Annotated in this window: 9 protein-coding genes; all 9 read right to left on the reverse strand. The window is 65.4% G+C overall.

The window, feature by feature from the left end; translation table 11 throughout:
• Nucleotides 1-83 precede the first annotated feature (83 nt).
• A complete protein-coding gene (locus PU724_RS21500; protein ID WP_013530871.1) occupies nt 84-533 on the reverse strand; it encodes an RrF2 family transcriptional regulator in 450 nt (149 codons plus the stop codon).
• Nucleotides 534-797: 264 nt separating this feature from the next.
• Nucleotides 798-1,784, reverse strand: coding sequence for a sulfate ABC transporter substrate-binding protein (locus tag PU724_RS21505; RefSeq protein WP_127286388.1), 987 nt, complete (start codon nt 1,782-1,784; stop codon nt 798-800).
• 149 nt (nt 1,785-1,933) lie between these two features.
• A complete protein-coding gene (locus tag PU724_RS21510; protein ID WP_127286389.1) occupies nt 1,934-2,992 on the reverse strand; it encodes a sulfate/molybdate ABC transporter ATP-binding protein in 1,059 nt (352 codons plus the stop codon).
• Between the two features lie 67 nt (nt 2,993-3,059).
• On the reverse strand, nt 3,060-3,944 hold the full coding sequence (cysW, locus tag PU724_RS21515) for a sulfate ABC transporter permease subunit CysW (protein ID WP_127286390.1): 885 nt from the start codon (nt 3,942-3,944) through the stop codon (nt 3,060-3,062).
• Entirely contained in the window at nt 3,937-4,788 is an 852-nt protein-coding gene (gene cysT / locus PU724_RS21520) for a sulfate ABC transporter permease subunit CysT (protein WP_127311280.1), read from the reverse strand. The genes cysW and cysT overlap by 8 nt, the downstream gene beginning before the upstream one ends.
• 75 nt (nt 4,789-4,863) lie before the next feature.
• Nucleotides 4,864-5,892: a sulfate ABC transporter substrate-binding protein gene (locus tag PU724_RS21525; RefSeq protein WP_126056369.1), complete on the reverse strand. Its 1,029-nt coding sequence runs from the start codon at nt 5,890-5,892 to the stop codon at nt 4,864-4,866.
• A 230-nt stretch (nt 5,893-6,122) separates the two neighbouring features.
• The gene (locus tag PU724_RS21530) at nt 6,123-6,875 is read right to left on the reverse strand and encodes a M15 family metallopeptidase (RefSeq protein WP_354423776.1); all 753 of its coding nucleotides are present in this window, start codon (nt 6,873-6,875) and stop codon (nt 6,123-6,125) included.
• Nucleotides 6,876-7,062: 187 nt separating this feature from the next.
• Nucleotides 7,063-9,153, reverse strand: a complete 2,091-nt coding sequence (gene pbpC / locus PU724_RS21535; RefSeq protein ID WP_354423774.1) for a penicillin-binding protein 1C — start codon at nt 9,151-9,153, stop codon at nt 7,063-7,065.
• A 205-nt stretch (nt 9,154-9,358) separates the two neighbouring features.
• On the reverse strand, nt 9,359-14,839 hold the full coding sequence (locus tag PU724_RS21540) for an alpha-2-macroglobulin family protein (RefSeq protein WP_354423772.1): 5,481 nt from the start codon (nt 14,837-14,839) through the stop codon (nt 9,359-9,361).
• Nucleotides 14,840-15,051: the final 212 nt, after the last annotated feature.

The raw sequence follows: 15,051 nt of genomic DNA on the forward strand, positions 1-15,051 counted from the left end.
TTATTTGTTTCTACGCAATTCCGGACGGAAGGCTACGGCGAAGTCGCCGAGCCTAACCGTTACATGCTTTTCCTGGAATTGCTCTAGATCTGCGACGTCAGCTCGACGGGGAAATCGTCATTGTCGGCGTCGCGCATGGCGGCGAGGCTGCGGTTGTCGAGCACTTCGGCGATCGCCTGGCGCACTTCCAGCATCATGTGCCGGACCTGGCAGGTCGCCTCGTCGCAATCCTCGCAGCGCTGGTACTGCGTGCGGCTGGCGCAGGGGATCGGCGCCAGCGGACCGTCGAGGACACGCACGACATGGCCGATCTTGATCTCGGAGGCCGGGCGGGCAAGGCGATAGCCGCCTTCCTTGCCCTTGCGGCTCTGGACGAAGCCGGCATTGCGCAACTCGCCCAGAATGGCGTCGAGGAATTTCTTCGGAATGTTGTTGGCGACGGCGATATCGTTGACGAATGCAAGCTGGCCGGCCGGCAGGCCGGAAAGATGCACGAGGGCCTTGAGGCCGTATTTGCCTTTTTTGGTAAGCATGCCCGATTCAGTTCATGAAAAACCCCAACCGCCTGCATCTGGCGGTTGTTTGTGTGCAAATCATGACGTCTCGGATCGCGTATTGCCGTTTCGCGCAAAACAAGCCGCCCGACGGCACGTTAGGCACAAACGCGTTGATTCTTTGTAACGTTTCTCACAGATGAGGTCGGGATTTTGCCAGGAATCGGCCTGCTGGCGCATGAAATGAGGAAAGCCGGCGAAGCCGGCTTTCCTGTTCAGGTCGACGCCGAGGCGCTGGAGCCGTCAGCGGCTGCCATAGGCCTGGTCGAGCAGGCCGCCAGCGGCGAAATGCTCGGCCTGCACCTTGGGCCAGCCGCCGAAGACGTCGTCCACCGTCAGCAGGCGGACATCGGGGAACTGGTCCTTGTACTTCGCCGCGACCGCCGTATCGCGGATGCGGTTGCCGTTGCGGGCAAGGATGTCCTGGCCTTCGGAAGTATAGAGGAAGTCGAGATAGGTCCTGGCGAGATCGCGCGTGCCATGCTCGTCGGCAACCTTGCCGACGATGGCGACGGGGAATTCCGCCAGCAAGCTGACCGAGGGCGTGACCTGCTCGAACTTGTCGTCGCCATACTCCTTGCGGATGCCGCGCGTCTCCGATTCGAAGGTGATCAGCACGTCGCCGATCTCGCGCTGCACGAAGGTCGTTGTGGCGGCACGGCCGCCGGTGTCGAAGACCGGCACGTTGTTGAACAGTTTGGTGATGAACTCCTTCACCTTGGCGTCGTCGCCCTTGAAGGCCTCCTTGGCGTAAGCGGTGGCGGCGAGATAGGTGTAGCGCGCATTGCCCGATGTCTTGGGGTTGGGGAAGATCACCTGCACGTCGTCGCGCACCAGATCGTTCCAGTCCTTGATGTGCTTGGGGTTGCCGGCGCGCACCAGGAAGGACGGCAGCGAATAGAAGGGCGAGGCGTTGTCTGGGAAATCCTTCTGCCAGTCGGCGGAAACGAGCCCCTTCTTGACCAGGAAATCGACATCGGTGACCTGGTTCAAGGTGACGACATCGGCGCCGAGCCCTTCGGCGATGGCGCGCGCCTGAGCGGAGGACCCGGCATGCGACTGGTCGATCGTCACGCCCGGATGTTCGGCGACGAAGGCCTTGTTGACTTCGGCGAACAGCTCGCGGCCGACGTCGTAGGACGCGTTAAGCAACCTGTCGGCCGACCAGGCCTCGGAGGATGCGAGGAAGAGGGTGGCCAGTGCCGCCGCGCCAAGCAAAAATCGCTTCATGAAAACCGGCTCCTTGAGAGTTGCAACAAGGGCGCAGGATAATAGCACAAGGCCGGCCAGCGCCAGACATGCGAGCCGGCGCTATCGTGTCGTCGTCGGAAAAGATTCCGCCGAAACAAATGCTTGTTAGGATTTTCTTTCAGGCTGATTCAGCTGGCTTTTCCGGGCTCGGACGCCGGGAAAAGTTTCCAGCGCCGCGGCCTGAATGCCACCCGGCTCTTCTGCGCCGCCGGATGATCGACGGGCAGCTCGACCTCGACCCGCTGGCGCTCGCCGCCGATCTCGAGCTCCACCCGCCTGGTGCCGGCGACGCGGCGGCTGGCGGCAACGGTGCCGGCGATGCAGCCGCTGCAGCCGTCGAGCAGTTCGACGTCATGGGGGCGGAAATACAGCAGCGCGTCGCCCGAGGCCGCATGCGGGGCGGACAGGCCGATCGACCGGTCGGCGATCCAGACCTCGCCGCTCTCGACCTTGACCGGCAGGCAGCTCGATTCGCCGATGAAGCTATAGACGAAGGGCGAGTTCGGGGTGTCGTAGATTTCATCGGCGGAACCGACCTGCTCGATGCGGCCCTGGCTCATCACCACGACGCGGTCGGCGAGCTCCAGCGCCTCTTCCTGGTCGTGGGTGACGAAGACCGTGGTGTGGCCGGTGCGGTCGTGGATCTCGCGCAACCAGCGGCGAAGCTCACGGCGCACCTGGGCGTCGAGCGCGCCGAACGGCTCGTCGAGCAACAGCACCTTCGGTTCGATCGCCATGGCGCGGGCAAGCGCGACGCGCTGGCGCTGGCCGCCCGAGAGCTGCGCCGGGTAGCGCTTCTCCAGGCCCGAGAGCTGGACGAGGTCGAGAAGCTCCGAGGCGCGGCGACGGATCTCCTGCGCCGGCGGGCGTGCCGCGCCGTGGCGGACCTTGAGGCCGAAGCCGATATTGTCGGCGACGGTCATGTGGCGGAACAGCGCGTAGTGCTGGAAGACAAAGCCGACATTGCGCTCCTGTATCGACTTCTGCGAGGCGTCATCGTCGCCGAAGAAGATCGTGCCCTTGGTCGGCCGCTCCAGCCCGGCGATCAGGCGCAGAAGCGTCGTCTTGCCGGAGCCGGACGGGCCCAGCAGCGCGATCAGCTCGCCCGACTTGATGTCGAGCGAGACGTCGTGGAGGGCAGGAAACCGCTCAAACTCCTTGCGCACGTTGGCAACGCGAACTTCCATAAACCGTCCCTTTTGTCGGTGCCTGCCGTTATCCCAAAACCGGTTCGCGCTTTTGGGCGATATGCATTCAGTGTCCGCGCGTGGCGGCGATCTCGGCGCCGTAGCGCATCTCGAGAAGTGTTTTCAAGACCAACGTCACCAGCGCCAGGCCGGCAAGCAGCGAAGCGACGGCGAAGGCGCCGACGGCATTGTACTCGTTGTAGAGGATTTCGACATGCAGCGGCATGGTGTTGGTGAGGCCCCGTATGTGCCCCGACACCACCGACACCGCGCCGAACTCGCCCATGGCGCGGGCGTTGCAGAGCAGGACGCCGTAGAGCAGGCCCCATTTGATGTTCGGCAGCGTCACGTACCAGAAGGTCTGCCAGCCATTGGCGCCGAGCGAAAGCGCGGCCTCCTCGTCGCCATTGCCCTGTTCCTGCATCAGCGGGATCAGTTCGCGGGCAACGAAGGGGAAGGTGACGAAGACGGTGGCGAGCACGATGCCCGGCACGGCGAACAGGATGACGACGCCATGCGCCTTCAACCAGGCGCCGAGCACGCCCTGGGCGCCGAACAGCAGCACGTAGACCAGGCCGGAAATCACCGGCGAGACCGAGAACGGCAGGTCGATGAGGGTGGTCAGGAAGGCCTTGCCCTTGAACTCGAACTTGGCGATCGCCCAGGCGGCGGAAATGCCGAAGACGAGGTTGAGCGGCACCGAGATCGCCGCCACCAGCAGTGTCAGCCGGATGGCCGAGCGCGTGTCGGAACTGGCCAGCGCCTCCGAATAGGCACCGACGCCCTTTGCCAGCGCCTCGTGGAAGACGACGATCAGCGGCATGAGCAGGAAGACGGCGAGGAAGGCGAAGGCCACGGCCATCGCCACGATGCGCACCGGCCGGCTTTCGGTGACCGCCGCCGACTGGCTTTCGTGATGCGGTTCGTAGGATTTGATTTCGGGGTCAGCCATAGCGTTTGCGGCTCCATGACTGTGCCAGGTTGACGACCAGCAGCATCAGGAACGACAGCGCCAGCATGATGGCTGCGATAGCGGTGGCGGCCGGATAATTGTACTCCTCCAGCCTGATCACGATCAGCAGCGGTGCGATCTCCGACTTGAACGGCAGGTTGCCGGCGATGAAGATGACCGAGCCGTACTCGCCGACACCGCGCGCGAAGGCGAGCGAGAAGCCGGTGATGATCGCCGGCGCCAGGCCCGGGAACAGGATGCGGGTGATGATCTGGAAACGGTTGGCGCCGAGCGTGGCGGCCGCTTCCTCGACCTCCTTGTCGAGCTCTTCCATGATCGGCTGCACGGTGCGCACGACGAAGGGCAAGCCGATGAACACCAGCGCGATGACGATGCCGAGCGGCGTATAGGCGACCTTGATGCCCAGCGGCATCAGCAATTTGCCGATCCAGCCGTTCGGCGCGTAAAGCGTGGTGAGCGCGATGCCGGCGACGGCGGTCGGGAGCGCGAAAGGCAGGTCGACCATGGCATCGACGATGCGACGGCCGGGAAAGCGGTAGCGCACCAGCACCCAGGCGACGATGGTGCCGAAGACGACATTGACGCCGGCGGCGATGAAGGCGGTGCCGAAACTGATTTCAAGCGCGTTGATGGTGCGGCGGTCGGCAGCGATCGCCCAGAAATCGGTCCAGCCGAGTGCCGCCGAGCGCCAGACCAGCCCGGAGAGCGGGATGAGGATGATGAGCGTGAGGTAGGCAAGCGAGAAGCCGAGCGTCAGTCCGAAACCTGGAATGACACTCGGCTGCTTGAATCGCCACCCCGCCGGAGCGGGTGCTGTGGTCATGGAATTCTGGTTCGTCCCTTCTTATTCAGACCAGACTGCCGTCGATGAATGTCCCGGCCGCGAGGCCGTCGCGCTTCACTGGGCGGGCTTGTAGATCTGGTCGAATATACCACCATCGCCGAAATGATAAGGCTGTGCCTTCTTCCAGCCGCCGAAAAGCGGATCGTCGATGGTGATCAGCTTGATCTCGGGCAGTTTGGCGAGGTCCTCGGCGGGAACCAGATCGGGCTTTGCCGGACGATAGTGGTTCTTGGCGATCAGCGTCTGGCCCTCCTTGGAATAGAGGTAGCCGAGATATGCCTCGGCGACCTTGCGCGTGCCCTTGGCGTCGACATTGGCGTCGACCACCGCGACAGGCGGTTCGGCCAGGATCGAGGTCGGCGGATAGACGATGTCGAAATTGTCGGCGCCGAATTCGTCGAGCGCGAGATAGGCCTCGTTTTCCCAGGCCAGAAGCACGTCGCCCAGACCCTTTTGCGCGAAGGTCACGGTCGAGCCGCGCGCGCCGGTGTCGAGGACCGGCACTTGGGAGTAGAGCTTGGCGATGAATTCCTTGGTCTTGGCCTCGTCGCCGCCGTCATTGGCGTTGGCATAGGCCCAGGCGGCGAGATAGTTCCAGCGCGCGCCGCCGGAGGTCTTCGGGTTGGGCGTGATCACCTGGACGCCGTCCTTGATCAGATCGTTCCAGTCATGGATGCCCTTCGGGTTGCCCTTGCGGACCAGGAAGATGATGGTCGAGGTGTAAGGGGCCGAATTGTTCTCGAACTTTTTGCGCCAGTCCGGATTGATCTTCTTCGCCTTCGAGACGATTGCGTTGATGTCGCCTTCGAGCGCCAGCGTCACGACATCGGCGTCGAGGCCGTCGATCACGGCGCGAGCCTGCGCGCCCGATCCGCCATGCGACTGCTGGATGGTCACGGTCTCGCCGGTCTCGGCCTTCCAGTGCGCGGCGAAGGCCTCGTCATAGGCCTTGTAGAGTTCACGCGTCGGATCGTAGGACACGTTGAGAAGGGTCGTATCGGCGAACGCCAAACCGAGCGTGCCGAACTGGACAGATGAGGCGACCAGCGCGCCAAGCAGTTTCTTGAAATGAGGTTTGGTCATTTCCGCCTCCGTTGATGACGGCCGAACTCTAGCGAATTGATAGAATTTAGATGCATTCAATGTTGCCTTTTTTGGCCTATCGGAGAAATTTTTCGCCGATCGCCTGCCCCTTGGGGAAATGGTTTCCTCATATTAGATAGACCGCCTCCTCGCCGGCCCGACGCTATCTAGAAGTGGGGCGCGTCCAGGCAAGGCTGCGCGGCGACAGGTCGGCCTTCGCGACCGGACCTCTAAGGCGCGGTGACGGGAAAGTCGAAGCGTTGCTTCGGGAACGGCTCGTCTGTCAGCGTGAAGTGCCACCATTCGCGGGCGTAGTTGCGGAAACCGGCGGCGCGCATGGCCTCGACCAGTCGCTTGCGGTTTGCCGCCGGGTTGCCGGGGAGCGGAAGGTGGTCGGTTTCGCTGGCTTGGTCGAAACAGTCGAAGCCGGTGCCGAAATCGAGCGTTTCGGCATCGGGCGCGCCGCAGGCAGGGCGGGGTGCGGCCGCGCCAGCAACGGGCGCAATGGCGAGATCCACGGTCGAGCCGCGCGAATGGTTGGAGAGCTCGCCGATATAACCCTTGGCGATGAGGTCGCCGCGTTTCACGGAGGGGTACCATTGCGGGTCCGGAGGTCCGCCCGATCGCGTCCACCCGACCATGTCGGCGACGGCCCGCGCCGGGCGATAGCAGTCGAAGACGACCAGAGTCTGGCCCTTTGCTGAAAGAGCTTTCTGGACGATGGACAGCGCCTTTGCCGCCTGCCTAGTCAGGATGCATACCGGCGCCTCATAGCCGTCGACCTGGCGGCGCAGGAAGTTTTTGTTCCCGGCATAGCGGATGTCCTGGCGAATGGTCGCATCGACATCGGCGAGCCTGACGAAGCCGAAGGGCGGGGCATCTGCGTAAGCCGAGAGAGGGCTCGCGATTGCTAGCGCCAGCGCTGCGAAGAATGCTCCCCACAGAGGTCGGCGCGAGGCCCCCCTCTCAGCCCTGCCGGGCATCTCCCCCTCAGGGGGGGAGATTGGCATTTTCGGCGCGGCTCCCGCCTTTCCAAGGTCGAAAATTGGCGAAGGTGGCGAAGCGAATAATCTCCCCCCTTGAGGGGGAGATGGCCGGCAGGCCAGAGAGGGGGGCCTCGCGCCATACATCAGGCGAAGAAGCGCAATCCCATGAATCGCTTGGCGCTGTCTATTCAACGAAAACCTTCACGCTTGCCGCGCGGCCGGCGGCGTCGATCACGGTGAGCGTCGAATAGCCGGCGCCGTCGGGCAGCCAGGTGGCGGTGCGGCGCCGGTCGATGCCGGACAGCGGCTTGCCGTTGGCCAGCCAGCGGAAGGGCGCGCGGCCGCCCTGCAGCTTCAGCACCAGCGGCGAGGCGTCGGCCGAATTGGCGGCGAGGTCAACGCGCGCGCCGTCGGGCGGAAAGACGATCGTCGGCGCGGGCTCGGCCGGCGTTGCCTGCACCAGTCCGTCCGATCCGGCGCCAAAGCGCGCCAGCGTCACCGGCAACTCGTCGCGTTTCGGGCGGTGGACGCCGGCCGGCTGGCTGGGAAGCGGAACGGTGGCGAGGCCGGAGCGGACAAAGCCCTCGAACAGGATCGGCGCGGCCGAGACGTATCCGGAAAGACCAGGCACGGCGCCGGCATCGGCGCGGCCGACCCAGACGCCCAGCACATAGCGGCCGTCGAAACCGACCGACCAGGCGTCGCGGTAGCCATAGGAGGTGCCGGTCTTGTAGGCGATGCCGCGCTGCAAGGCGCCCTCGGGCGGCTTCACGCCCGACAATATGTCGGTGATCTGCCAGTTGGCCTGGTCGTCGAGGATGGTGGCGGTGGTGCGTTCGGCGTTGGCCGGCTCGGTGCCGTCATGCAGCGTGTTCGCCTTGCCGCCATTGGCGAGGCCCGTATAGAGCTGGACGAGATCGCGCAAGGTCACGCCGACGCCGCCGAGGCCGATCGCCAGGCCCGGCGCCTCGTTGACCGGCAGCACCGGGTTGACGCCGGCCTGGCGGAAGCGCGCCGTCAGCCTGGCCGGTCCGACCGCGTCGAGGACTCGGATCGCCGGCACGTTGAGCGAGAGCTGCAGCGCCTGGCGGATGCTGACGTCGCCCTGATAGCCCATGTCGAAATTCTTCGGCCGGTAGCCGGCGAAATCCGCCGGGCTGTCCTCGATGATGGTCTCCTGTGCGACCAGGCCCTGCTCGAAGGCGAGCCCGTAGATGAACGGTTTCAGCGTCGACCCCGGCGAGCGGACGATCCTGGTCATGTCGATCCAGCCGGAGCGGCTGGCGTCGAAGAAATCGGCCGAACCGACCTCGCCGAGGATGTCGCCGGTGCGGGCATCGGCCAGCACCATGGCGACGGAAAGTTTCGGGCCGAGCCTGGCGGCGGCTTCCTTCGCCACCTGTTCCAGTCCTTGCTGGACGCTCCTGCGGATGGTGAGTTGCAGCGGCTTGCTCGGCTCGGCCTTGGGCAGCATGGCATAGGCGGCATGCGCGGCCAGCGCCGGCAGTTTGCGGCGCAGGCCGGAGACATCGTCCAGCGCAGCGCGCGCGGCTTCCCGGTCGCCGAGCAGGCCGGCCGAGACCATGCGCGTCAGCACGCGGTCGCGCGCGGCATGCGCGATGTCGAGGTTGCGGTCGGGCCGCCGCTTCTCCGGCAGTTGCGGCAGGGCGACGAGCAAAGCGGCTTCCGAGACCGTCAGCCGCTTCGGCTCCTTGCCGAAATAGGCGAGAGAGGCGGCGCGAACGCCTTCGAGATTGCCACCGTAGGGGGCCAGCGTCAGATAGCGTTCGAGGATCTCGCGTTTGGAAAGTCGCCGCTCGATCTGGATGGCGCGCAGCATCTGCTTGATCTTGGAGCCGAGGCTGCGGCTGTCGCGCGGCTCGATCAGCCGGGCAAGCTGCATCGACAGGGTCGAGCCGCCGGAGACGATGTGGCCGTTGCTGACGAACTGGCCGGCGGCCCGGCAAAGGGCCAGCACATCGACACCGTCATGGTCCCAGAAGCGCTTGTCCTCATAGGCGACCAGCATGTCGACGAACTGTTTGTCGACCTGGTCGAGACGGGTTTCGAGCCGCCAGTAGCCGTCGGGCGTGGCGAAGGCGCGTAGCAACTGGCCGTCGCGGTCCTGCACCTCGGTGGAGACTGCCAGTTTTTCTGGCAGTGGCGGCGGATAGGCGCGGTCGAGCTGCCAGAGGATGGCTGTGGAAAGGGCAACAACGCCGACGCAACAAGCCGCAGCTACGGCGCTGCGTCGCAGGAATTTTCTGGAGAGCATGGCGCCGCCCCTCATTGTCCTGCCGGACATTTCTCCCCGTATAGAGACGGGGAGAAAGGGGCTGTTGCCGATGGTTTCGCCAATCGCCAACGGTGCGGAATAGGCGGAGAAATTCGCGACAGCCCCCTTCTCCCCGTCTCTATACGGGGAGAAGGTGCCGGCAGGACAATGAGGGGCAGCGCCATCGCCACGTCTATCAAGGCGCTTACGGCGCCTTGACCTCCATCATGCCGCTGGCGGTGCGGGCCGAGTATTGCGGCCGGTACATATCCTCCACCGTTGCCGCCGGATGGGCATAGGTGCCGGGCGTCACCGCGCGCACGACGTAGGCCAGCGTGATGTTGCGGTCGCCGTCGCCATCGTTCGGGTTGAAGGCCGCGACGAAGCGGTCGTCGCGGAACTCGAGATGAGCGGCGTCGGTCTGCGCCAGCCAGGAGAAGTTCGACAGCTGGGCGCTGGACACCAGGCCCGGATTGTCGATCTCGAAGCCGGCCGGCAGCAGGTCGGTGATCAGCAGCCGCGAGGGCCAGCTGTTCTGCTCGTAGACCTTGAGCACGACGACATAGCGTTCGTTCTGCTTGACCTCGGTGACGTTGGCCTCGGTGCCATCGAGCCTGTAGTAGGTGCGATCGATGGTGAAGCCGTCGCCGTCGGCCGGCAGCGTCTCGACCGGCGAGGCCACCGTGGTGACCACCGCCTGCAGCGGCGTCTTGCCGGTGTTGGCGATGGTGAGCGGGCTGTCGGCGATGTCGCTGCCGCTGAAGCGGTCGGAATAGCCGCCGGCATGCGGCGCGCCGTTGACGGAGAGCGTGATGGAATCATTGCCCTCCTTCAGCGCCCGCGCCGCCAGGAGCATCCAGGACTCGTCCTGCGTGCTCGTCCAGCGGGCATCGGCGCGCGCCCTGGCCACCAGCTTGATCAACGCCGGCACAATGGTCGGCACCGGCTTCGATTCGGCGGCCAGCGCCAGGATCGCCGCGCCGTCGCGGAGCGGCGATCCATAGTCGGAGCGGTAGTAATCGTACTCGGTGGCCCCCTTCGCCAGCCGCAGCGCGGTCTGGAAGGTGGCTTCCGAGCGCTGCGCGTCGCCATAGAGCGCAAGGCTCGCCGCAAGCTGTGCGACGGCCATCGGGCTGGTGAAGGCTTCGAGTTGGGTGTCGGCGTAATAGCGCAGATCGCCGATCGAAGCCTTCTTGTTGCGGGCCAGCACATAGAGCGCGTAGGCGATCTCGCTGCCGCGGTCCTGGACGTCCTGGTCATAGCCGAGCGAGTTCTGCAGGTTGCTCAGCGCCTGGTTCATCGCCAGCGCCGGCACGTCGTATTTCTGCTCGCGCGCCCGGGTCAGGAAGTCGCTGACATAGGCGTCGAGCCAGAGGTCGCCGGAGCCGGGACCCCACAGGCCGAAGCTGCCGGCCGAGGCCTGGTAGCTCAGCACCTTGTAGATGGCATCCTGGATGCGGCCATGCAGGTCCGGATCGCTGGCCATGCCGATGCCCGAGGCCAACTCATTGACATAGAGCAGCGGCAGGGCGCGGCTGGTGGTCTGCTCGGCGCAGCCATAGGGGTAGCGGTCGAGCGTCATAAGCAGCGACGGCACGTCGAAGGCGGCCGCCTGCGAAACGCCGACGCTGACCGAAGCGCCGTCGAGCAAGCTTGCCGCCAGGAGTTCCTTGTCGACGCGCAAGGCGCCGACATTGGGCTTGAGGTCGACCACCAGCCGGGTGGTGACCGGCAGCTGCGCCGGCCGCACCGGCACATAGAGCGTCTGCTCGACCTCGGTGCCGTCGGCATGAGCGAGCTTGACGGTGATCGAGGCGTTGCCGGCGGTTTTGGCAACCAGCGGCACGGTCAGCGTCTGGCGCTTGCCCTGGGCGAGCGTCAGTTTCGCCGGCAGCGGCTTGTCGCCCGTCGACAGGTCGCCTGTCGTGTCGATCGACAGGGCATAGTCGCCGGCCGGGCCGTCGGTATCGGCGACGTCGAGGCGCATGACGGCGTTGTCGCCGGGTGCCAGGAAGCGCGGCAGGCCGGCGGTGATCACCACCGGATCGCGCACGATGACATCGGCCTGCGCGTGGCCGACCGCTTCTCTGGTCCAGGCAACAGTCATGACACGCACGGTGCCATTGAACTGCGGGATGTCGAAGTCGATCCTGGCCTTGCCGTCGGCGTCGAGCTGGACCGGACCGGAGAAGAAGGCAACCAGCTTTTCGGTCGGCGGATTGCCTTGCGCCTGCAAGGCGGCGCCGTCGCCGCCGGTGCGCAGCTTGCCGGTGGTGCCGAGCGAGCCGTCGATCAGGCGGCCGTAGAGGTCGCGGATCTCAAGCCCCAGCATGCGCTGGCCGAAGAACCAGTTTTCCGGATCGGGCGCCTTGTAGTTGGTCAGGTTGAGGATGCCGACATCGACGGCGGCAACCATCACATAGGCATTGCTGCCAGGCTGGACGCCCGCCACCGCGACCGGGATCGACAGTTGCTGGCGCGGCATTGCCTTCTCGGGCGGCGTCAAGGTGACGGCGAGCTTCTTCGAGCCCGGGTCGACCGTCAGCCATTTGACGCCGATGGCGCGGGCCGGCATGCGCGTCTCCTGCGCGTCGCCCGGCCGGAACAGCGTCGCCGTGACATAGGCGCCGGCGCCCCAGTCGTCGCCGACCGGGATGTCGACGGTGCCGCCGCCGGCCGGTACGCTGGCGGTGATGGTCTTCAGCAATTTGTCGGCGCCGATGGTGACCAGCAGTTCGCCGGCAAAATGCGGCGAGACCTTGAGCTTGGCCACTTCGCCGGCGGCGTAGGTGTCCTTGTCGAGGGCGACCTCGAGGCCGTCGGGGGTTTCGGTGGTGGTGGAGCTGACATACCAGCCGCCATCGAATTCGTAGCTGGTCGCCGGACCCTCGGGATCAGCCGTCTCGACCTCGAGCCGGTAGCGGCCCCAGTCGACCGGCAGCGACACGGTCGCCTCGCCATCGGCGGCAAGATCGACCTGACCGTTGGCCACCGATTTGGTGAAGGTGACCGGCTCGTAATTCCATGAGTTGTTTGAGCGGTACCACTGGTAATTGCGCTCGACCTTTACAAGCGACCACAGCGCGCCCTTCAGCGCCTCGCGCTTGCCGTCGGGGTCGACGGCGATCAGGCTGAACTTCGCCGTGCCGCCCTGCGGCACCTCGTCGTTCTCGAAATCCGGACGGATGCCGATCATGTGGCCCTGCGGGCGGATGCCGATGTTGAGCGAGCGCTCGACGGCGCGGCCGCCGGTTTCGCGCATGCGGACGGTGACCTTGGCGTCGACGAGCTTGGTGGTCGAGGGCAACTGGTCGACGGCGACCGGGAAGGTCGCCTTGCCATCGTCGCCGACCACGGGCAGGCCGGTGAGCGGCGTCACCGAAGGTTCGGCCGACTGCTCGTCGGCGAGGCCGAAGGAATAACCCTTGAAGCGGTCCCAGTCGCGGGCGGTCGACAGCGTCAATTCGCCTTCGAGTGCCAGTCCGGCGGCCGGCGCGCCATAAAGGAAGCGGCCGTCGACGGTGACGTTGGCGGTTTCGCCCTGCGCGATCTCCTTCTTGTCGGCGGAGAGGTCGAACTCGATGCGATCCGGCACGAAGTCTTCGACCAGGAACATCTGGCTGGCGACGGCCGCCTGCTTGGGATCGGTATGGATCGACACCGTCCAGGTGCCGCGCATGGCGTTGGGCTCGAGCGGCAGGTCGACGGCATGGCCGCCGGCGGAGGCGCCGTCGCTGACGATGCGGCGGTCCTCGACGCCGTCGGGGCGGGTGAAGATGAAGGTCAGCGGCAGGTTCTCGACCGCCTTGGCGGCGCCGTCGCGGGCAAGGGCCGCGACATGCACGTCCTCGCCGACGCGGTAGATGCCGCGCTCGGTCCAGGCATAGACGTCGAGCGCGCCGGGCGCCGGACGTCCGGTGACGCCACGGTCGGACAGGTCGAAGCCGGCCCGGCCCATGTCGAGGAAGACGAAGTCGTTGTCGCCCTGCTTGGCCATCAGCACGGCCGGCACCATGCCGCCTTCGCCGCGCGTGAGGCCGGGATTGAAGACGGCGCGGCCCTCGGCGTCGGTGGTGGCGGTGCCGAGGATCTCGTTGTTGCGCGCGAGCAGCGTCAGTTCGGCGCCGGCGATCGACTTGGCGCTTCCAAGCGAGCGGGCAAAGACGTTCAGCCCGTCCTGGCCGGTATAGGTGGAGAGCCCAATGTCGGAGACGACGAACCACTGCGTCGCACGCGAATCATACTCGTCGCTGTGGTCGTCGACAGCCTGGGCGGTCAGCACATAGACGCCGGGCTTGCGCTGCGGCAGCGCTTCGTCGACCGGGAAGGAGGTGGTGACCTCCTTGTTGAGGTCGTTGGCGATGTCGAGCTGGCCTTCCCAGACCGGCGAACCCATCTGGTCGGAAATGTTGGAAAGGTCGTAGCCGTCGAGCTGCTTCAGGAACTGGTAGCCGGACAGAAGCTGCGCCAGCGAACGGTCGCCGATGCGGTAAAGCTTCATCTTGGCGGCGTTCATGTTGACGGTGACGACCGGTATGCCGCGGCGCGCGCCCGCCGGCAGCACGAAGCTGTCGCCGGTGAAGCGGGCGGAAGGCGCGCGATCCTGGACATAGATCGACAGCACCACAGGCGCGCTGGTCACCTCGCCGATAGCGGCCGGCAGGCCGGCGCGGAAGGTCACCTCATAGTGCTGGCCATGCTCCAGCCCTTCGACGCAGATCTGCTTGTCCTTGGCTTCGACGCCCTTGGGGGCGGCGTTGTCGACGGTGACGAACTGCGAATAGTCGACCCCGGTCTTGACCAGATCCTCGGAGTATTGCGCGCAGATGCGCGGCGCGCTGGTGTCGGCATCGACCGTGTGATCGATGACGCGGAAGCCCTTGCGGGCCTTGAGGTCGGCATAGTCGGCCTGCACCGAAGGTGAACTGACCAGCGCGAGGCTCGCTTCATAAGCCTGCAGCGACGGCCGGTAGAGATCGCGGCGGTCGAGACCGGCGCCGAGCAGCGCGAGCGCTTCGGCGCGCGTCTTGGTGGTGCGCAGCAGCTTGTAGGCGTTGAAGGCGGCGGACGTGCCGTTTGTCGGCAAGGTCGACGATTCGGAGGTGTTGGAGGCCGGCTGCACGGCAAGCGTCTCGCGCGCCAGCTCGAGCCAGAGATGGCCGTCATCGGGCAGCACCGTAGCCGCGGCCTCGTATTTCTGCATGGCCAGGCGATGGTCGCCGGTAAGCTGCGCCTGCTCGGCCGCGGCCTGCAGCGCCGCCAGCCCTTCGGTCGGCTTGTCATAGGCCGGATCGGTCAGCTTGTTGCGGTACTGCTGCGCCTGGTCGGCCATCCAGCTGGGGAAAAAGGCCAGTTCCGGCGGTGCGCCGATATCGGGATCGCCATCGACATTGGCGACCTTGCCGGCAATGGCGCCGTTGAAGGGTTTAAGCTGGTTATAGTCGGATTTGAGAAAGCACCATTTGGCCTTGGTGTTGTAGGTGAAGGCGCGGCAGGCGGGGTCGCCGAGGCATGTCGTCTTGCATTGGTCGAGGCTGACATTCTGGTCGGACCTGAGGTCGAACCCGAAATAGTCGGAATTGTCCGTCGTCACGATCCGCCGGGCTTCGGCCGCTTGCGCGACGCCGCTGAAGGCGAAAAAGAGAAGGACCAGGAACGAGATACCACGAGCCGCGCGCATTGCCACATCACCCTCCAGACATCGCCAGCGTTCCGGCATGATCAAGCTTCAGTCGAGCTTGTCAACGCCGGAGCTCGGCAGGTTCGCACCCGCCAACGGTTTCCATGCCGGCCAAAGGCCGGTATTTCGACAGAACCTCCATAGGACAAGGGATCACGCAATCTTGCGAAGACGCAAAAGGTGTGAATTCCAAGCCCTGTCTATTTCAGACAATTGGA

It is taken from the genome of Mesorhizobium abyssinicae (assembly GCF_049887195.1).
In the GTDB taxonomy this organism is placed as follows: domain Bacteria; phylum Pseudomonadota; class Alphaproteobacteria; order Rhizobiales; family Rhizobiaceae; genus Mesorhizobium; species Mesorhizobium abyssinicae.

What these genes read in the sequence shown, in the direction of transcription:
- PU724_RS21530 (WP_354423776.1), bottom strand. Translation starts at nt 6,875, where the DNA reads ATGCCCGGCAGGGCTGAGAGGGGGGCCTCGCGCCGACCTCTGTGGGGA.
- PU724_RS21510 (WP_127286389.1), bottom strand. Translation starts at nt 2,992, where the DNA reads ATGGAAGTTCGCGTTGCCAACGTGCGCAAGGAGTTTGAGCGGTTTCCT.
- pbpC (WP_354423774.1), bottom strand. Translation starts at nt 9,153, where the DNA reads ATGCTCTCCAGAAAATTCCTGCGACGCAGCGCCGTAGCTGCGGCTTGT.
- cysW (WP_127286390.1), bottom strand. Translation starts at nt 3,944, where the DNA reads ATGGCTGACCCCGAAATCAAATCCTACGAACCGCATCACGAAAGCCAG.
- PU724_RS21525 (WP_126056369.1), bottom strand. Translation starts at nt 5,892, where the DNA reads ATGACCAAACCTCATTTCAAGAAACTGCTTGGCGCGCTGGTCGCCTCA.
- PU724_RS21500 (WP_013530871.1), bottom strand. Translation starts at nt 533, where the DNA reads ATGCTTACCAAAAAAGGCAAATACGGCCTCAAGGCCCTCGTGCATCTT.
- cysT (WP_127311280.1), bottom strand. Translation starts at nt 4,788, where the DNA reads ATGACCACAGCACCCGCTCCGGCGGGGTGGCGATTCAAGCAGCCGAGT.
- PU724_RS21505 (WP_127286388.1), bottom strand. Translation starts at nt 1,784, where the DNA reads ATGAAGCGATTTTTGCTTGGCGCGGCGGCACTGGCCACCCTCTTCCTC.